This window comes from Sphingomonas sp. TZW2008, from assembly GCF_002117915.1.
GTDB lineage: Bacteria > Pseudomonadota > Alphaproteobacteria > Sphingomonadales > Sphingomonadaceae > Sphingomonas.
This window is the reverse complement of the sequence record NZ_BDJB01000003.1, coordinates 494,676-513,730: the sequence shown is the minus strand read 5'-3', so window position 1 is coordinate 513,730 and position 19,055 is coordinate 494,676. Positions and strand designations below refer to the sequence as shown.

General features: G+C 67.4%; 11 protein-coding genes. 4 read left to right on the top strand and 7 right to left on the bottom strand.

What is annotated here, in order from left to right; translation table 11 throughout:
• Nucleotides 1-22: 22 nt before the first annotated feature.
• The gene (locus B7L05_RS04090) at nucleotides 23-3,124 is read right to left on the bottom strand and encodes an efflux RND transporter permease subunit (RefSeq protein WP_085808916.1); all 3,102 of its coding nucleotides are present in this window, start codon (nucleotides 3,122-3,124) and stop codon (nucleotides 23-25) included.
• Complete coding sequence (locus tag B7L05_RS04085; protein ID WP_085808915.1) at nucleotides 3,121-4,230, bottom strand: efflux RND transporter periplasmic adaptor subunit; 1,110 nt, start codon at nucleotides 4,228-4,230, stop codon at nucleotides 3,121-3,123. Before B7L05_RS04085 ends, B7L05_RS04090 begins: the two co-directional genes overlap by 4 nt.
• A gap of 328 nt (nucleotides 4,231-4,558) precedes the next feature.
• Here B7L05_RS04085 and B7L05_RS04080 point away from each other — a divergent pair, with 328 nt between their 5' ends.
• The 3 genes from B7L05_RS04080 to B7L05_RS04070 all read left to right on the top strand — a co-directional run bounded on the left by B7L05_RS04080 (nucleotide 4,559) and on the right by B7L05_RS04070 (nucleotide 9,794).
• Complete coding sequence (locus tag B7L05_RS04080) at nucleotides 4,559-5,494, top strand: LysR family transcriptional regulator (RefSeq protein WP_085808914.1); 936 nt, start codon at nucleotides 4,559-4,561, stop codon at nucleotides 5,492-5,494.
• Nucleotides 5,495-5,710: 216 nt separating this feature from the next.
• Entirely contained in the window at nucleotides 5,711-6,988 is a 1,278-nt protein-coding gene (locus B7L05_RS04075; protein WP_144037117.1) for a M20/M25/M40 family metallo-hydrolase, read from the top strand.
• Nucleotides 6,989-7,001: 13 nt separating this feature from the next.
• A complete protein-coding gene (locus B7L05_RS04070; RefSeq protein ID WP_085808913.1) occupies nucleotides 7,002-9,794 on the top strand; it encodes a M14 metallopeptidase family protein in 2,793 nt (930 codons plus the stop codon).
• A gap of 270 nt (nucleotides 9,795-10,064) precedes the next feature.
• On the opposite strand, the gene paoC is transcribed toward B7L05_RS04070, so the two are convergent.
• From paoC to B7L05_RS04045, 5 genes are all read right to left on the bottom strand, one after another.
• Complete coding sequence (gene paoC, locus B7L05_RS04065) at nucleotides 10,065-12,287, bottom strand: aldehyde oxidoreductase molybdenum-binding subunit PaoC (RefSeq protein ID WP_085808912.1); 2,223 nt, start codon at nucleotides 12,285-12,287, stop codon at nucleotides 10,065-10,067.
• Entirely contained in the window at nucleotides 12,284-13,243 is a 960-nt protein-coding gene (locus B7L05_RS04060; protein ID WP_085808911.1) for a xanthine dehydrogenase family protein subunit M, read from the bottom strand. Before B7L05_RS04060 ends, paoC begins: the two co-directional genes overlap by 4 nt.
• The gene (gene paoA, locus B7L05_RS04055) at nucleotides 13,240-13,875 is read right to left on the bottom strand and encodes an aldehyde dehydrogenase iron-sulfur subunit PaoA (protein WP_085808910.1); all 636 of its coding nucleotides are present in this window, start codon (nucleotides 13,873-13,875) and stop codon (nucleotides 13,240-13,242) included. The genes B7L05_RS04060 and paoA overlap by 4 nt, the downstream gene beginning before the upstream one ends.
• 181 nt (nucleotides 13,876-14,056) lie before the next feature.
• Nucleotides 14,057-16,087 (bottom strand): ATP-binding protein, encoded by a 2,031-nt coding sequence (locus B7L05_RS04050; RefSeq protein ID WP_085808909.1) that lies wholly within the window; start codon nucleotides 16,085-16,087, stop codon nucleotides 14,057-14,059.
• Nucleotides 16,084-17,568 carry an ATPase domain-containing protein gene (locus B7L05_RS04045; RefSeq protein ID WP_179187111.1) on the bottom strand — a complete coding sequence of 495 codons (1,485 nt, stop codon included), beginning with the start codon at nucleotides 17,566-17,568 and terminating at the stop codon, nucleotides 16,084-16,086. The genes B7L05_RS04050 and B7L05_RS04045 overlap by 4 nt, the downstream gene beginning before the upstream one ends.
• Nucleotides 17,569-17,762: 194 nt before the next feature.
• On the opposite strand from B7L05_RS04045, the gene B7L05_RS04040 reads away from it, so the two are divergent.
• Nucleotides 17,763-19,049 (top strand): glycoside hydrolase family 130 protein, encoded by a 1,287-nt coding sequence (locus tag B7L05_RS04040; protein ID WP_085808908.1) that lies wholly within the window; start codon nucleotides 17,763-17,765, stop codon nucleotides 19,047-19,049.
• Nucleotides 19,050-19,055 lie beyond the last annotated feature (6 nt).

The following is a 19,055-nucleotide window of genomic DNA, read 5'->3' as shown; positions in this document are numbered from 1 at the left end:
GGAAGCGCGCCCGTAACCGGTATCAGGCCGAGTGCGCCGGCGTCATCTCCGCGGCGAGGCGGCGCGCGATGATGTGCGGCGAGGCGGCGCGGCGGGCGAGCAGGCGATAGAGCACGGGGATCAGGAACAGCGTGATCGCGGTCGCGATCGACACGCCGGCGACGATCACCACGCCGATCGCCCCGCGCGCGCCGGCGCCCGCGCCGTGGCTGAGCGCCAGCGGCACCGCGCCGAACACGGTGGCGATCGACGTCATCAGGATCGGGCGCAGCCGGCGAATCGCCGCCTCGCGGATCGCGGGGGCAAGCGCTTGCCCGTCGTCGCGCAGTTGATTGGCATATTCGACGATCAGGATGCCGTTCTTCGCCGCGAGCCCGACGAGCATGACGATGCCGATCTGGCTAAACAGGTTGAGCGTCATCCCAGCGAGCCATAGCCCGATCACCCCGCCGCCCGCCGCCAGTGGCACGGTGGCGATGATTACCGCGGGATGGACGAAGCTTTCGAACTGCGCGGCGAGCAGCAGGTAGATGATGACCACGGTCAACCCGAACACCAGCCAGATCGCATTACCCGTCTGCTTCAGCGACTGGCTCTCACCGCGATAGCCGATCGCCTGCACCTCGGGGGATCGGCGTGCCTGATCCTCGAGGAAGGTGAGCGCTTCGCCGAGCGAGTAGCCGGGCGCGAGGCCCCCTTGCAGCGTGATCGCGCGCATCTTGTTGAAGCGGCCTAGCTCGCGCGCCGACGCCGCCTCGCGCATGTTGACGAGGTTCGACAGGGGCACGAGCTCGCCGGAGCGCGAGCGGACGTAGACGCTCGCCAGCCGCGCCTCGCTGTCGCGATCGCCGACGCCGGCTTGCACCATGACGCGATATTCCTCGCCGCGGTCGACGTAGGTCGACACGCGGCGCGATCCCATCACCGTCTGCAACGCCTGGCTGACGTCATCGACCGAGACGCCGAGATCGCCGGCGCGATTGGCGTCGACGTCGATCAGCAGCTGCGGCTTCGATTCGACGTAGTCCGCGTCGAGGTTGACGAGGCCGGGATTGTCGCGCGCGGCGGCGAGGATGCGGTCGCGCGCGCGGGCGAGATCGGCGTAGGTCGCGCCGGCGATGACGAACGCCACCGGCTGGCCGCGCCCGCGCCCCAGCGAGGAGCGGACGTTGGCGTTGCCGCGGATGCCCGGCACGTCCTGCAGCGCAGCCGTCACCTTGCGCGCGACCTCCTGCGACGTCGCCTCGCGCTGCTCCCACGGCTTGAGGAAGACGCTCATGCTCGACGCGTTGAAATCCTCCGACAGGCCGTTGACGAGCGGCAGGCGCGAGTTGAACCCGCGGATCGGCCCGTCGTCGGTCATCAGCACGGCGACCTTCTGCTCGACCTGAAGGGCGTAGCGGTCGAGCTCGGCGAAGCTCGTGCCTTCCGGCGCATTGACGCGTACCTCGACCACGCCGGTGTCCTCGGGCGGCACCAGCTCGGCCGACAATTGCGTGAAGAGAAAGCCGCAGCCGGCGAGGAACAGCGCCACGCCGCCGAGCACCGGCAAGGGATGCGCCAGCGCACGATCCAATGCGCCGCCATAGCCACGCTCAAGACGACCGAAGCCGCGCTCGATCGTGCGGGCGAGCCGCCCGCTTTCGCCGTGCCGCAGTAGCTTCGACGACAGCATCGGCACCAGGCTGAGCGCGAGGACGCCCGAGATCGCGATCGCTGCGATCATCGCCACTGCCAGTTCGCGGAACAGAAGCCCGGTCTGGCCGGTGATGAACATGACCGGCACGAACACCGCGCAGACGACGGCGGTCGTCGCGACCACCGCGAAACCAACCTCGCGCGTGCCACGATAGGCGGCGACGAGTGGGCTTTCCCCGCCGACAATGCGGTGATGGATATTCTCCAGCACGACGATCGCGTCGTCGACGACGAGGCCGATCGCCAGCACCAGCGCAAGCAGTGTCAGCAGGTTGATCGAATAGCCGAACGCCCACAGTACCGCGAACGTGCCCAGCAGGCAGATCGGCACGGTGATCGTCGGGATCAGCGTCGCGCGCCAGCTGCCAAGGAACAGGAAGATCACGATCACGACGAGGACCACCGCCTCGCCCAGCGTGCGCCACACCTCGCTGATCGCGCGATCGATGAACAATGAATTGTCGGAGCCGAGCGTCAGCGACACGCCCGCCGGCAGATCGGGCTGGAGCGTCGCAACCAGCGCCTTGACGTTGTTGGCGACCTCCAGCGTGTTCGCGCCCGACTGGCGGATGATGCCGAGCCCCAAGGCGGTCTGCTGCCGGAAACGGAAGGCGGTATAGGGGTTTTCCGGCCCCCGCTCGACCTTGGCGATATCCCCCAGGCGGACGAGATAGCCGTCGCCGCCGCGGCCGATCACCAGGCTGCGGAACGTGTCTGGGCTGGCGAAGGCGCGATCGACGCGCAGCGACACGTTCTGCGCCGACGATTCGATCCGCCCCGCCGGCAGCTCGACATTCTGCCGCCGCAGTGCATCCTCCACGTCGCGCGGTGTCAGACGATAGGCGGCGAGCCGCCCGAGATCGAGCCACACGCGCATCGACGGGCGCGCCTGGCCGGTGAACTGCACCTGCGCGACGCCGTCGATCGTCGAGAAACGATCGACCAGGAAGCGCTCGACATAGTCGGACAGGTCGATCTTGTTCCACGTCGGCGCTTGCACCACGACGTACATGATCGCCTGTGCGTCGGCATCGACCTTGCGTACCTCGGGCGGCAGCGCCTCGTCGGGCAGATCGGCGAGCGCGCCCGACACGCGATCGCGCACGTCGTTCGCCGCGGCGTCGACGTCGCGCGTCGGGCGGAATTCGATCGTGATCTCCGAGCGGCCGTCGGTCGAGCGTGACGAGATCGTCTCGATCCCCTCGACGCCGGCGAGTCGCTCCTCGAGCGGTTGGGTGACGCGGCTCTCCACCACCGCGGCGGCGGCGCCGATATAGTTGGTCGACACCGACACGACGGGCGGATCGATTTCGGGAAATTCGCGGACGGAAAGGTTGAGGAAGGCGACGATGCCGACGATGACGATCAGGATCGCGCCGACCGCCGCCACGATCGGTCGGCGGACCGAGAGATCCGACAGCATCATGCGCGGGGCACGCGTGCTGCGGCGGAAATACTTGCTGCCGCTTCGGCCTTATCTTCGCCGCTGCCGACTTTGACTTTGACGCCGTCACTCACCTTTACGACGCCCTCGGTGATGACCCGCGCATCCGGCGCGACGCCCGTTACCTCGATATAGCCGCCGTCGCGCATCCCGGTGGTCACCTTGGTGCGCTTGGCCACGTTGTCGGCGCCGATCGTGAAGACGTAGCGATCCGCCCCGTCGCCGAGAACGGCGAGTTCGGGCACCGCCGCCGCGTCGCGTTCCCCCGTCACGACGCTGACGGTGAGCAGCATGCCGGGCTTCAGCCGGTTGCCGGGATTGGGCAGGATCGCGCGGACGCTGGCGGCGCGCGTCGTCGGATCGATCACCGGATCGATCGAACTGATCGTGCCGGTGAAGATCGCATCGGGATAGGCCGCGGCGCGCGCGTTGACGCGCTCGCCGATGTGCAGTGTGGCGATCGCCGTTTCGGGCACGGTGAAATCGAGCTTGATCCGCGACACGTCGCTGATCGTTGCGATCGGCGCACCGGCGGAGATGATCGTCCCCTGCGAGATCAGCCGCTGCGAGGCGAAGCCGGAAAAGGGCGCGCGAACAATGCGATCGGTGATCTGCGCGCGGGCCGTATCGGCGTCGGCGCGCGCGCGCTGCGCCAGCGCGCGCTGCTGGTCGAGCGTCGCCGGGGTGACGAAGCCGCGATCGTTCAACGCGCTCATGCGGCCGAACTGCGCCGACGCCTGGCGCTCGGCGGCAAGTGCCCCGGCGAGCGCCGCGCGTTCCTGCGCCTGCGCCAGGACCGCGATCACCTGGCCTCGGCGCACGAAGCCGCCGTCGGTGAAGCTCACCCGCTCGATCCGCTCGGTCACCGGCGATGACAAGGTCACCTGCTCGTTGGCACGCGCGGTGCCGACCGCCTCGACCTGATCGACGAAATGGCGCGTCGCGGGGCGCGCCACCGTTACCAGCGGCAGCGACTTGGGCTTTGACGGCGCCGCGGCGTCGCAGCCGGCGAGCATGATTGCGGGCAGGCAAAGGCCGACGAATCGCACCAACCCGCGCTGCCGCAATGGAAAGGATTGAGCGGCCATTGCCTTGTCCACACGTTGGGAAGCTCGACGACCCCGGGGTCGCGTTATCAAGTAACCACAGGAGACGCGCGTGCCGCAAGCCGCATTCGTTATCGATTTCGCATTTGCAGCAGAAAGTTCTTGCGCGGATCAGCCAAATGCAATCGCGCGTTGCAAGCGGAGATTATAGAACAGGCGCCCGCGCCCGGGTGGATAGGGAAACCCCGCGCTCGCGCGCACGCGAGAGCGGCCCGCAAAGCGGCTTGGCAGGCGGTGCTGGCGTGTTATCGTCCTGTCATAAAAGATTCGCCCTTGGGGGAGGGACGGGAAAAGTACCGGGGGGTCGCGAATGAATCTGCGCCATATCGAGGTGTTCCACGCCGTCTATTCGGTCGGCTCGATCAGCGGTGCCTCGCGCCTGCTCAACGTGTCGCAACCGTCAGTGAGCAAGATCGTCAAACATGCCGAGACTCGGCTTGGCTTCGCGCTGTTCACGCTGGTGCGCGGGCGGCTGACGCCGACGGACGAGGCACATATCCTGTTCCGCGAGGTCGACGATCTGCACAGCCGGATCGACACCTTCCAGCGCGCCGCGCGGAATCTGCGGTCCACCTCCGAAGGCCATATCCGGCTCGGCGTCCTGCCCTCGCTCGCACTGCGCACGACGCCGGTGGCGATCGCCCGGTTCCGGCGGCAATGGCCGCTCGTCACGTTCGATGTCGCGGCGGTCCACAACGACGCGGCGCGCGAGGCACTGATGCGGCGCGAGTGCGATTTCGTGATCGGCCATCACACCTCGACCGAGCCTGAGATCGCGTCGGTGCCGCTTGGCTCGGGCCGCGTCGGTGCGCTGTTCTGCGACGGCATGCTGCCAAGTGACCAGGCGGCGATCCCGTTCGACCAGTTGCGGCGGCACGAGGTGATCGGCCTCGCGCCGAGCGTCGCGATTGCGGAGATCGTCGGGCCGATCGTGTCGGCGGCGACCGGCGGCCGCCCGGCAATCTCGGTCAGATCGGTGTATATCGCGGCGGCGCTGGCGCGAAGCTGCGCCGGCATCGCGATCGTCGACGAGTTCACCGCACAGGCGTTCGTCGACGACGATCTCCACTTCCGTCCGATCAATCCGGTGATGACGTTCGACCTCTCGGTCCATCACCTCGCCGCCCATCCGCTCTCCCGCCTCGCGCGCAGCTTCATCGATCTGAAGCGCGATCTTATCGAAAGCGCGGCGGATGGCAGCATGCCGATGCAGTGTGGCGGCGGCATCGCCGCCCAGCAGCACTGATCGCCATCGGTGATAGCGCGCAACAAACGTGCGTGCATAACCGATTGTTATGTCTCGCCGAACATTTGAACAGGCTGCTGGGCAACTTAAGGACTCGCGCTATTGCGGTAAAGCGATAGCATGGCGGAGGAGGGGCGGCACCGAAGCCGGCCGCGGATCGTGCTCCGTCGAGAGAGCCGTACGCGCCGAACCAATATGATCATCAGGGGGGTCGCGATGTTGAAGACGGGAATGACGATGGCGCTGCTCGCCGCAGCCGTAATGCCGGCGCTCGCCACGGCGCAGAGCCGTGACGCGGCGGCCAAGGCGTTGCTCGCCAGCCCCAAGTTTGCCGCCGCCAAGGCGTCGCTCGCCGCCGATCACGAGCGGATCGTGGCCGACGTCATCAAGCTTACCGAGATCCAGGCTCCGCCCTTCAAGGAAACCGCGCGCGGTGCGGCGTTCCTCGAGATGCTGCGCGCCGAGGGGCTGAGCGATCTCACCACCGATGCCGAGGGCAACGTCTACGGCATTCGCAAGGGTAGCGGCGGCGGCCCGCTGATCATCGTCACCGCGCACCTCGACACCGTGTTTCCTGCGGGCACCAACGTGAAGGTGCGGCGCGAGGGCAACATGCTCTACGCGCCGGGCGTCGGCGACGACACGTGCAGCCTGCCGGTCCTCCTCGCTTTCATTCGCGCGATGAAGGCGGCGAACTACACCACCAAGGCTGACATCGTCTTCATGGGCAACGTTGGAGAAGAGGGGCCGGGCGATCTGCGCGGCACCCGCTACCTCTTCACCAAAAGCCCGCTCAAGGATCGGATCAAGTATTTCATTTCGTTCGAGCCGGGCCGGGCGGGGGACATTACCGACGCGGGGATCGGATCGAAGCGTTACAAGGTGACGTTCACCGGCCCCGGCGGCCATTCGAACGGTGACTTCGGCATCGTCAACCCGGCCTATGCGATGGCCAATGCAATGGTCGCCTTCGGGCAGATGAAGGTGCCGGCGCAGCCGCGCACGGTGTACAATATCGGGTTGCTCGAGGGCGGCACCTCGGTCAATTCGATCCCCTTCTCCACTGCGATGACGATCGACATGCGCTCGCCAGGCAAGGCCGAGCTCGATGCCGAGGAGCAGGCGTTCCTCGCGCTGCTGCCCCCTGCGGTGGCCGCCGAGAATGCGGCGCGCTCCACGGCCAAGGGCAAGATCGCTTACGAGGCGAAGAAGGTCGGCGACCGGCCGGTCGGATCGACCGCCCACAGCGTCGATATCATGCAGATCGCCACCGCCGTCACCAAGGCGAGCGGCTTCACGCCGAGCTACGGCGCCGGATCGAGCGATTCGAACATCCCGATGAGCCTCGGCATCCCGGCGGTGACGCTGGGATCTGGGTTCGAGACGATGCGGGCGCACTCGCTGGAAGAGGCGATGGTGATCGACAAGGAAAAGGACGTGGCCAGCATGGCGGTCGGTCTCGCCACCGTGCTGATGCTCGCCGACGCGAAATAAGGGAGAAGATCCGATGCGTGCATTGATGCTGACGGCGACCGGATTGTCGCTGGTGATGAGCGCGGCGACCGGCGTCGCGCAGAGCCGAACCGTCACCGATCCGGCGACGGTGTTCAAGGCGAAGCCCGGCTCCGACTATTTCCTCGCCAACTACAAGCAGGTCACGGCCTGGCTGCAGCAGGTGGCGCAGCAGAGCGACCGGATGAAGCTCGTCAGCATCGGCAAGACCGCCGAGGGGCGCGAGCAGTATATGGCGATCGTCTCTTCGCCCGAGAACATTCGCAACCTCGATCGGTACCGCGGCATCTCGCAGCAGCTCGCGCTGGCGAAGGGGCTGAACGACGAGCAAGCGAAGGCGTTGGCGGCGCAAGGCAAGGCGGTGGTGCTAATCGACGCCGGGCTCCACGCCACCGAGGTCGTCAACGCGCAGAGCCACGTCCAGCTGATCAACGAGATGCTGACGCGCACCGACGCGGAGACGACGCGAATCCTCGACGACACGATCGCGCTCTACGTCTTCGCCAACCCCGATGGTCTCGATCTCGTCGCCGACTGGTACATGCGCCCCGCCGACAAGACCAAGCGCAACAGCAACACGATCCCCGTCCTGTACCAGAAGTACGTCGGGCACGATAACAACCGCGACAGCTTCGCCTCGAACCAGCCCGAGACGACCAACATGAACCGGCTCGCGTACCGCGAGTGGTTCCCGCAGATCCTCTACAACCAGCATCAGACCGGGCCGGTCGGCACCGTCGTCTTCATCCCGCCCTTCCGCGATCCGTACAATTTCAACAACGAGCCCCTCGTGATCGCCGGCACCGACGCTGTGGGCACCGCGATGCACGAGCGGCTCCTGTCGCAGAACAAGGCTGGATCGGTGTCGCGCTCGGGCGCGCCCTATTCGACGTGGTTCAACGGCGGCATCCGCACCGTTGGCTATTTCCACAACCAGATCGGCATCCTGACCGAGATCATCGGCAATCCGACGCCGATGGAAATTCCGCTGGTGCCCGCGAAGCAACTCGCGGGGCAGGACGCGTACATGCCGATCGCGCCGCAGCAGTGGCATTTCCAGCAATCGATCGATTACGTGAAGGAAATGTCGCGCGCGATCCTCGATTATGCGTCGCGCAACCGCGAAACCGTGCTGTTCAACCGCTACGTCATGGGGCGTAACCAGATCCAGAAGGGCAGCGCGGACAGCTGGATCGTGACGCCCAAGCGGATTGACGCCGCCAAGGCCGCCGCCGACAGCATGAAGAAGGACGGCGGCGGCAGCCCGCTCGACGATCTCACCGGCTACAACAGCCGCGATATCGCGCCCTCCTCGCTCTACAAGACGGTGCTGCAGGATCCGAAATATCGCGCACCGCGCGCCTTCGTCATCCCGGCCGATCGGCAGGCGGACATGCCGACGACGATCGCCTTCCTCAATTCGCTGATCAAGAACGGCGTCGAGGTGGAGCGCGCGCCGCAGGCGTTCAGCTACGGCGGCAAGCGCTATGCCGCCGGGTCGTACGTCGTTCGCTCGGACCAGGCATTCCGCCCGCACGTGCTCGACATGTTCGAGCCGCAGGATCACCCGCAGGACTTCGCCTATCCCGGCGGCCCGCCGATCCGGCCGTATGACATCACCGGCTATACGCTCGCCTATCAGATGAACGTGACGTTCGATCGGTTGCTTGACGGAGCACCGGCGCACTTCCCGGTCGTGCCCGACGTCATCACCACGCCGCCCGCGGGCCGCGTGATCGGCAACGGTTCGGCGGGCTATGTCGTCGACCATGCGACGAACAACAGCTTCATCCTCACCAATCGCCTGCTCAAGGCCGGCGTGCCGGTCTACTGGTTGAAGCAGGGCGTGACGGTCGACGGCGACGCGCTCGCGCCGGGTGCGCTGTGGATCCCGGCGGGCGGCGCGGCGAAGGGGATCGTTGACACCGCCGTTCAGTCGCTCGGCATCGATGCGCACGCCGTCGCGGCGCAACCCGCGGGCGACACGATCAAGCTGAAGCCGGTGCGGATCGCGCTGGTCGATACCTATGGCGGGTCGATGGCGTCGGGCTGGAACCGGTGGATCTTCGAGAAGTACGAATTTCCCTACACCAAGGTGTTCCCGCAGGAGCTCGATAAGGGCGGGCTCGAGCGGAAGTACGACGTGATCGTCGTCCAGTCCGACGTGCTCGGGCGTGAGGGGCGGCCGCCGCAGAAGCAGCCCGATCCCGCCGACCTGCCGGCCGAATGGCGCACCGCGCTGGGCAGCGTGACGTCGGAGAAGACGGTGCCGCAGCTCGCCTCGTTCGCGCGGGCGGGAGGCACGGTGATCGCGGTCGGCAATGCGACGCGGCTCGGGCCCGAAATGGGCTTGCCGGTGTACAATGCGCTGACCAGCGTCGACGCGTCGGGCAAGCGCACGCCGCTGCCGGGCACCAAATTCTACGTGCCCGGATCGGTGCTCCAGGCGAAGGTCGATCCGACCGATCCGCTCGCTTATGGCGTGCCCGAGACGCTCGACGTCTTCTACAATAACAATCCGACCTATGCGCTGACGCCGGGGCAGCCGGGCGTCCGCCGCGTCTCGTGGTTCGCGAGCGAGGATCCGCTGCGCTCGGGCTGGGCTTGGGGGCAGAAGGCGCTCAACGACACCGCTACCGTCGTTGATGGGACGCTCGGGCGCGGCCACGTCTACCTGCTCGCGCCGGAAGTGACGCAGCGCGGCCAATCCTACGCCTCGTTCAAGTTCCTGTTCAACGCCGCGCTGTTCGGGCCGGCGCAGGTTGGCGTCGGCACGAGCACCGACTGATCCAGCGACCGCGGCGATGGCATGGGGTCATCGCCGCGGCGTGGACGGCGTACGGTTGCGGATCGCTGGGATCAGGCGCGGACGGGTTCGTCGGCAGCACGCCGATACTGGCCGCCCCGACTGCCTGACGCCTGACGGGCGACCAGCGTGGCACCGAGCACGTGACGCCCGCGCGATCCGAACGCCGATGAGTCATAACGGGTGACAGACACCGTTAACCGCCGGCCTCCGGGAGGCCGCCGGCGTGCTGGCGCCGGCAGCCGCGCTTCGTCATGCGACCTGCGGCAACCCCGCGAGATGCTTGTCGAGCGTGATCGGATAGTCGCGCACCCGTACGCCGGTCGCGTTGTAGATCGCGTTGGCGATCGCCGCGCCGACCCCGCATAGCCCGAGTTCGCCGACGCCTTTGGCCTTCATCGGCGAGGACTTGTCGTCGGGATAGTCGAGGAAGATCACTTCCTGGTGCGGGATGTCGGCGTGAACGGGCACCTCGTACCCCGCAAGATCATGGTTGACGAAGAAGCCGAAGCGCTTGTCGACCGCGAGCTCCTCGATCAGCGCGGAGCCGACGCCCATCGTCATTGCTCCGATCACTTGGCTGCGCGCCGCCTTGGGATTGAGGATGCGGCCGGCATCGCACACCGCAAGCATGCGGCGGATGCGCGCTTCGCCGGTATAGGCGTCGACTGCGGCCTCGACGAAGTGCGCGGCGAAGGTCGACTGCTGGTACTTCTTGTCGAGATCGCCGTACTCGATCGCCTCTTCCGCAACGACCGTGCCGTCGCGCGCCGCATCACGCAGCGCGACCGAGCGGTTGCCGGCGGTGACCTTGCCGTCCGAGAAGGTGACGTCGGCGGCGTTGAAGCCAAGCTTCTGCGCCACCGTTTCGCGCAGCTTGGTGCAGGCGGCGTAGAGTCCGGCGGTCGAGTTGTTCGCCCCCCACTGGCCACCTGAGCCGGCTGAGGCGGGGAAGTCCGAATCGCCGAGCTTCACCGTCACCTGATCGAGCCCGACGCCCATCATTTCCGCCGCGGTCTGCGCCAAGATCGTGTAGGTGCCGGTGCCGATGTCGGTCATGTCGGTCTCGACCGTGAGGCGCCCGTCACGCTCCAGCCGGATGCGCGCCGCCGACTTCATCACCATCGAATTGCGGAAGCCGACCGCCATGCCCATACCGACGAGCCAGCGGCCGTCGCGCACCTGCGCCGGCTTCGCATTGCGCCGCGACCAGCCAAAACGGTCTGCGCCCGTGCGCAGACATTCGACGAGATGCCGCTGCGAGAACGGCCGCTCGGGCTTCTCGGGATCGACCATCGTGTCGTTGACGATGCGCAGCTGGACGGGATCCATGCCGAGCTTCTCGGCAAGCTCGTCCATCGCCATCTCGAGCACCATCAGCCCGGGTGCCTCGCCCGGCGCACGCATCGCATTGCCCTCGGGCAGGTCTAGCACCGCGAGCTTTAGGTAGGTCTCGCGGTTGGGCGCGGCGTAGAGCAGCTTGGTCTGCGACACCGCGGTCTCGGGATCGCCCTTGGGCAGATTGCCGCTGATCGAACTGTGCGCGATCGCGGTGAGCTTGCCGTCCTTCGTCGCGCCGAGCCGGACGTGCTGGATCGTTGCCGGACGGTGCGTCGTGTTGTTGGCCATCATCGGCCGCGTCAGCGCGACCTTGACCGGCCGGCCGGCGGCCTTGGCGCCGAGCGCCGCCAGCACGACGTCGGCGCGAATGAACAGCTTGCCGCCGAACCCGCCGCCGACATAGGGCGAATCGAGGCGCACGTTGGCCTCGGGCAGCGACAGCGTCTTGGCGAGATCGCGCTTGCCCCAGGCGATCATCTGGTTCGACGTCCAGACGGTGAGCTTGTCGCCGCTCCACGCCGCGATCGAGGCGTGCGGCTCCATCATCGCGTGGCTCTCGTCCGACGTCGTATAGGTCTGGTCGATCTTAACCGGCGCGGCGGCGAACGCCTTGGCGAAATCGCCGACGCGATCGATCGGCGGCGCGGCCGATCCCTCGTCGCTGCTGCCGCCTTTCAGCGGCGCGTTGGGCGCTTCCTTGGCAAGATCAAACTTGCCGGCGGTGCGCGCGTAATCGGTGCGGATCAGCGCAGCGGCGGCGCGCGCCTGCTCGAACGTCTCGGCGACGACCAGCGCAATCGCCTGGTGATAATGCTCGACCCCCGCGCCGCCGAACAGATGCGCGGTGTTCGACTGGCTGAGCGGCAGCGGCTTGGGGTAATCAAGCGTCGAGACCACCGCCAAGACACCCGGCGCGGCCTTCGCCGCCGCGGTATCCATCCGCGTGATGCTGCCCTTCGCGATCGCCGCGCCGACAACATAGCCATAGGCCTGGTTGGGCGCGACGCCGTGCCGTTCATAGGCGTAGGGCGCGGTGCCGGTAGTCTTGTACTTGCCGTCGATCCGATCGGTCGGCTTGCCGACGACCTTCAGCTGATCGATCGGGTTCTGCCCCGCGGGCGTTTCGAATTTCATGCGTCCTGCGCCTTTGCCTGGGCCATGACCGACGCGAGCGTGCGCTCGGCCAGCGGCAGCTTGAAGCGATTGTCCTCGGTCGGCCTTGCGCCTGCGAAAGCCTGTGTCGTCACGGCGCGCGCGCCTTGCGGCATCGCTGCTTCCGCGGCCTCGACGCGCCAGGGTTTGGGTGCGACCCCGCCGAACGCGACCCGCCCGGTGCCGTCGGGCTGGATCACCGCGGCGACGGAGACGAGCGCATAGGCGTAGGAAGCGCGATCGCGCACCTTCTGATAGAAATGCCGGCCGCCGATCGGCTTCGGGAGCGTGACCGCGGTGATGAGCTCGCCGCGCTCGAGCGCAGTTTCGATGTGCGGCGTGTCGCCCCACAGGCGATGGAAGTCGGCGAAGGGGATCGCGCGCGTTGTGCCGTCGGGCTTCACCGTTTGCACGGTCGCGTCGAGCACGCGCAGCGCGACGGCCATGTCGCCAGGGAAGGTCGCGATGCACGCGTCCGACGTGCCGATCACGCCTAGCTGGCGCGAATAGCCGCCGATCGCCGCGCAGCCCGAGCCCGGCTTGCGCTTGTTGCACGGCTGGTCGGTGTCATAGAAATAGGGGCAGCGCGTGCGCTGCAGGATGTTGCCCGCAGTGGTCGCCTTGTTGCGCAACTGGCCCGACGCACCCGCGACGATCGCCCGCGTCAGCACGCCATAGTCGCGCCGCACGCGCGCGTCGCTCGCCAGCGCGGTGTTGGAGACGAGCGCGCCGATCCGCAGCCCGCCCTCGTCGGTCGCATCGATCCGGTCGAGCTTCAGATCCTGCACGTCGACGAGGTGCGTTGGCGTCTCGATCTGCAACTTCATCAGATCGAGCAGGTTGGTGCCGCCGGCGATGAACTTCGCGCCGGGGCTGGCGGCGACGGCGCGCGCAGCTTCCGCCGGCGTCTTGGCGCGCTGATAGGTGAAGGGCTTCATGCGCGCACCCCCGCGACGTCCTCGATCGCCTCGAGGATGTTGGAATAGGCGCCGCAGCGACAGATGTTGCCGCTCATCCGCTCGCGGATCTCGCCGTTCGACAGCGCGGGCGCGGTGGCGACGTCGCGCTGCGCGTGGCTCGGTACGCCGCGCTTGATCTCGTCGAGCACGCCGACCGCCGAGCAGATCTGACCCGGCGTACAATAGCCGCACTGGTAGCCATCGTGGCGGATGAAGGCGGTCTGCATCGGGTGGAGCTTGTCGGGGGTGCCGAGCCCTTCGATCGTTGTCACCTTGTCGCCCTCGTGCATCAACGCGAGGCTAAGGCAGGAATTGATCCGCTCGCCATTCACCAGCACGGTGCATGCGCCGCACTGGCCGTGGTCGCAGCCCTTCTTGGTGCCGGTGAGCTGCAGGTTCTCGCGCAGCATGTCGAGCAGCGTCGTGCGCGTGTCGAGCGACAGATCGTGGCGCTTGCCGTTCACCGTCATCCCGACCTTGGCGATCGCCGGGGCAGGAGCCTTCGGCGCTTGCGCGGCAACGCCCGCGGGCACCGCGGCCGCCGCGGCAGACGCCGCCCCGCCGACCAGCACGCCGCGGCGCGATATCTCGAGTTCCTCGGATCGGGGCATCCGTCTTCCTTCCGTGGCGGTCGCGATGTCGCGGCCGGCTGCTTCATGCGTCAATGATGTGGGTGTACTATACGCGATACGGTGGATAGCGCGGAATCGGGCCTGCGGTTCCCAGCGCGACGTCGATTTCGAGCGCCGGGCAAGCCGCGGTACGCCAGCGTACCGATGCGCGTCGCGCGGGTCAGCTGGCGGCGGCCATCGCTTCCGACAGCGCGTGTTCGACCAGCCGCTGCAACGCCTCGCCCAGTTCCGCCTGACGGAACGGTTTGGCGAGATGCGGAAGGCCGAGCTCGAGATCGCCGCCGGCATAGCCGGTGACGACGAGGACGGGTAACGCGGCGACCAGTTCGCGGAGTTGCGTCGCGAGCTGCGCGCCGTTCATCCGCGGCATGAGATAGTCGGTGACCACCGCGTCGATCGCCAAGCCCCGCTTGACCATCGCCAGCGCCTTCGCCCCGCCCGACGCCTCGTGCACCTCGTGGCCGAGCGAGCGGAGCATCTCCGCGGTGCCGGCACGCACCAGATCCTCGTCGTCGACGAGCAGGATCGACAGCCGGCGGCCGGCGGGATCGATCGTCGCCGCGGTGCGCTCGATGGCACGCGCAGGCGCCGCCGCGGCCGGCAGGTAGAGATCGGCCTGCGTGCCGACGCCCGGCGCGCTGGTGAGGATGAAGCCGCCGCCGAGCTGCGCCGCGAGACCATGGACCATCGACAGGCCGAGCCCGGTGCCGCGGCCGATGCCCTTGGTGGAGAAGAACGGCTCGACCGCCTTGGCGAGTGTCGCCGCATCCATGCCGGCGCCGGTATCGATCACCGACAGCTTCACATAGGCCCCGGGTTTGAGCACGCCGGCGGCCTTGCGCCGCACGGTCGCTGCCTCCGCCGTGATCGTCAGCTTACCGCCGCCCTCCATCGCATCGCGCGCGTTGACGCACAGGTTCAGCAGCGCGAGTTCAAGCTGGTTGGGATCGGCGAGCGCGGCGGGCAGATCGGCGGGCGGCGCCATGCTGATCTCGACCGCCGCGCCGACCGAGCTCGCGATCAGATCGCGCATTCCGTCGAGCAGTGCGACGAGGTCGACCGGGCGGGTCTCTAGCGCCTGGCGCCGCGCGAAGCCGAGCAGGCGGCTGACCAGGATCTTCGCGCGTTCGGCTGATTGCAGCGCCCCGTCGAGCAGCCGTGCGGCGCGCGGATCGCTGTCGGCGTAGCGGCGGTTGAGAAGGTCGAGCGCGCCGGTGATCGGCGTCAGCAGATTGTTGATGTCATGCGCGACCCCGCCGGTCAGCTGGCCGAGCGTCTCAAGCTTCTGCGCCTCGTGGAGCTGCGCCTGCGCCTGCTCGCGCTGCGCCACGGCATCCTCGATCCTGCCTTCCAGCGTCTCGTTGAGATCACGCAGCGCGAGCTCGGCGCGGCGTCGCTCGGTGATATCCTCGAAGATCACGGCCACCTCGCGGCGCGCAGCCGGCTCGACGCGGAAGGCGGCGAGTTCGAGGTGACGGCCCGTCGCGACCAGCTCGCGCTCGAAGCGGACCGGCTCGCCCGTCAGCAGCACGCGGCGATAGAGGTCGATCCACGCGTCGGCCTCTTCCGGTACCATGTCGCGCACCTTCTGCCCGACGACGTTCGGAATGCCGGCGTGGCGCTCGTACGCCGGATTGGCCTGCACGTGGATGTAATCGTCGAGCGGCCCGCCTGGGCCGGGGATGAACTCGATGACGCAGAAGCCCTCGTCCATCGTATCGAACAGCGTGCGAAAGCGGGTCTCGCTCTGGCGCAGCGCAACAAGGCGTGCGCGCGCCTCGTACTGCCGCCGGCGTCCGCGCAACGCGGCCTGCGCGAGGCTGATCAGCGTCGTCGGATGAAACGGCCGTTCGAGGAAGGTGACGTTGCCGAGCAGCTCGAGGTAGCGCGCGGCGGCCGGATTGCGCTCCAGCCCGCCGCCGCGCCGCGTCAGCAGGACGAAGGGCAGGTCCGACCATTCCTCCTGGTCGCCGAGCCAGGCGGCGAGCGGCCCGAGATCGGCGCTGGCGATTGCTTCCTCGGTCACGACGACAAAGGCCGCGCCGGCGTTGAGCGCGGCGATCAGCGCGGGAAGGTTGTGGCACACTGTCGCGGTGATCTGCGCCTCACGCAGCATGGCGGTCGCCACCGCCGCGTCCCGCCCGCGCGGTGCCAGCACCAGCGCGCGTTCGGAGACGGTGGTGCGCTTCATGCCTTCGACGGATCCATCAAAACCTGATCGCCGACCGGGGTAGGGCTGCCCCGCAGCACGCCCTGGAAGCGATCGAGCGGATCACCGAACGTCACTCCGCGGCTACCGATCTGATATTCCCGGATCGTGTTCTCGTGCGCGCCCATGCGCTTCTTCAACACGGAAACGGCGCGGCGTACGTGGCCCATCGCCTCGAAGTAGCGCAGCAAGATCACCGTATCGGCGAGGTACGTCACGTCGACGGGTGTGTTCATGTCGCCGACCAGCCCATGCTGCGCGACGGTGAGGAAGGTCGTGGCACCGCGCCGGTTGAGATATTGAAGCAGCTCGTGGATGTGCAGCACCAGCGCTTCCTCGCCGGGCATCGCCGCGCGATAGCCGTTGAGGCTGTCGATTACGACCGTTTCCGCCTTCACCGTCTGCACGCTCTCGCGCACGCGATCAGTGAACTCTCCCGGGGTCAGTTCGGCCGCGTCGACCTGTTCGAGCAGCAGCGCGCCCGCATCGATCATTTTTTTGAGATCGATGCCGAGGGTCAGCGCGCGCGCGATCATCAGCCCGATCTCCTCGTCGAAGACGAACATCGCCGCGCGCTCGCCGCGCGCCACCGCCTGCGCGATCAGCGACAGCGCGATGATCGTCTTGCCCGATCCCGCGGGGCCGAGCAGCAGGACGCCCGACCCGCGATCGATCCCGCCGCCCAGCAGCCCGTCGAACTCACGCGATCCGGTGGATACGATCGCGCGCGAGATGTCGCCCTTGTGCTCGGCCGAGACGAGCCGCGGGAAGACGCGGATGCCTCCCGTCAGGATGGCGAAATCGTGGTAGCCGCCGCGGTAGCGCCGGCCGCGATACTTCACGACGCGCATTCGGCGGCGCGCAGCACCGTATTCAGGGGTCGTCTCCTCGAGCCGGACGACGCCGTGCGCGACCGAGTGGACCGTCTTGTCGTTGGCATCGCTCGTCAGATCATCGAGCATCAGCACGGTTGTGCGCTGGCGAGCGAAATAATGCTTCATCGCCAGGATCTGACGGCGGTAGCGCAGCGAGCTTTGCGCGAGGAGCCGGATCTCGGACAGGCTGTCGATCACCACCCGATCGGGTTTCACCCGTTCATACGCCTCGAAGATGCGACGCGTCGTCTCACCGAGCTCGAGATCGGAGGAATAGAGCAGGCTCTGCTGCTGATCGTCGTCGAGCAGGCTCTCCGGCGGCACCAGTTCGTATACCTCGACGCCTTCCAGCGACCAGCCGTGCGCGCGCGCGGTGGCATGCAGTTCGTCGGTGGTTTCGGAGAGGGTGATGTAGAGGCAGCGCTCGTCCGCCGCGGCGCCGGCGAGCAGGAACTGGAGCGCAATCGTCGTTTTGCCCGCACCCGGCGTTCCTTCGAGCAGGAAGACGCGGCCGCGCTCGAACCCGCCGGCGAGAACGTCGTCCAGCCCCGCGATCTTCGTCATCGCCTGATCAGAACGGCCAGTCATCGATCACTCCCGACCGCCAGGCTGGCGACCACTTTCTCCATTCGTAGCATGGCGTTGTGCGGGCCGCTAACAATGTTACGCCCCGATCCCCGGCGCGGCGCGCGGCGGTGTAAGGCTTCGTTGCCCGGCGGACCTACAGGCGCCGGCGGTCGTTCTGCGATCCTTGCGACCAACATAGCTCAGGACGCCCGCCGATGAACGCTGCCGAAGTCTTCAGCAAATTGCCGATCGAGCTCAAACCCGATCCGTCTCGCACCGTGATCCGGCCGTTCAGCTTCGAATATCCCGCCGCCTTCGCCGACGGGCGGCCGACGCGCATGAAACAGGTGGCCGAGCGTGTGCTGGCGCTGGAGCCCGAGATGCGCCACCGTATGCGCGATCTGATCGCTGCGCCGATGGACGAGCGCCACCCCAATGCGGCGGCAACCTTCCTCGCGCGGTTCGACGCGCTGCGAGACGAGCTCGGCATCGCGGACGATCTTGACGAGTGCGATCGCTATCTGATCGGCGCCTATTACAGCCAGGAATATGCCTTCGAATCGGCGGCCCTGTTCAACCCCAGCATGGTGCGCATGCCCGACAGCGATCTCGACGATGGCAAGATGCCGTTCCTGCTGTCGCTGCGCGGCATCGGCGAGGGGCACGTGTCGTCGGTGACGTTCCGCACCGGCATGTGGGACGGCGACATGGGCGTCGTCATCGATCCGGCGAGCGAGCACGGCGTGCCGCCGCGGATCGTGAAGGAGGACGACGGCTGGGTGCGGCTGCTGTGCGACGACAGCAGCGAAGCGTCGGAGACGGTGATCTTCCCGGTGCTGCCGAGCCAGCGGTCGGGGGTGGAGGACCTGCGGCTGGTCAACTTCACCGACGACGACGGCACCGAGAGCGTCATCGGCACCTATACCGCGTTCGACGGGCAGAACGCGCGGCAGGAGATGCTGCGCGGCGTCGACCTGCGCACCTTCGAGATGCGCAAGCTCGGCGGCACGATGACGGGTTACAAGGGCATGGCGCTGTTCCCGCGACGGATCGACGGCAAGTTCGTGATGCTCGGCCGGCAGGACAACGAGCATATCTGGCTACTGCGGTCAGACTCGCTGCACGAATGGGACGCCGGCGAGCGGATCATGGCGCCCAAATATCCGTGGGAGTTCGTCCAGCTGGGCAATTGCGGCTCGCCGATCGAGATTGACGAGGGCTGGCTGGTGTTCACCCATGGCGTGGGCATGGTGCGCGGCTATTGCATCGGCGCGTGCCTGCTCGACAAGGACGATCCGGCGCAGGTGCTGAAGCGCACGCCCTCGCCGCTGCTGTTCCCCAGTGCGGAGCAGCGCGGCGGCTACGTGCCCAATGTCACCTACAGCTGCGGCGGTCTGCTGCACGGGCGGCGCATCCTGCTGCCCTATGCGATCGGCGATGAATATAGCGCGTTCGCGGTGGCGAGCGTCGACGATATCCTGAGCGTCATGGTGCCCGCATGATGTCGC

Excerpts from the sequence above, each read along its gene's own strand:
- B7L05_RS04090 (WP_085808916.1), bottom strand. The coding sequence starts at position 3,124 with ATGATGCTGTCGGATCTCTCGGTCCGCCGACCGATCGTGGCGGCGGTC.
- B7L05_RS04085 (WP_085808915.1), bottom strand. The coding sequence starts at position 4,230 with ATGGCCGCTCAATCCTTTCCATTGCGGCAGCGCGGGTTGGTGCGATTC.
- B7L05_RS04080 (WP_085808914.1), top strand. The coding sequence starts at position 4,559 with ATGAATCTGCGCCATATCGAGGTGTTCCACGCCGTCTATTCGGTCGGC.
- B7L05_RS04075 (WP_144037117.1), top strand. The coding sequence starts at position 5,711 with ATGTTGAAGACGGGAATGACGATGGCGCTGCTCGCCGCAGCCGTAATG.
- B7L05_RS04070 (WP_085808913.1), top strand. The coding sequence starts at position 7,002 with ATGCGTGCATTGATGCTGACGGCGACCGGATTGTCGCTGGTGATGAGC.
- paoC (WP_085808912.1), bottom strand. The coding sequence starts at position 12,287 with ATGAAATTCGAAACGCCCGCGGGGCAGAACCCGATCGATCAGCTGAAG.
- B7L05_RS04060 (WP_085808911.1), bottom strand. The coding sequence starts at position 13,243 with ATGAAGCCCTTCACCTATCAGCGCGCCAAGACGCCGGCGGAAGCTGCG.
- paoA (WP_085808910.1), bottom strand. The coding sequence starts at position 13,875 with ATGCCCCGATCCGAGGAACTCGAGATATCGCGCCGCGGCGTGCTGGTC.
- B7L05_RS04050 (WP_085808909.1), bottom strand. The coding sequence starts at position 16,087 with ATGAAGCGCACCACCGTCTCCGAACGCGCGCTGGTGCTGGCACCGCGC.
- B7L05_RS04045 (WP_179187111.1), bottom strand. The coding sequence starts at position 17,568 with ATGACTGGCCGTTCTGATCAGGCGATGACGAAGATCGCGGGGCTGGAC.
- B7L05_RS04040 (WP_085808908.1), top strand. The coding sequence starts at position 17,763 with ATGAACGCTGCCGAAGTCTTCAGCAAATTGCCGATCGAGCTCAAACCC.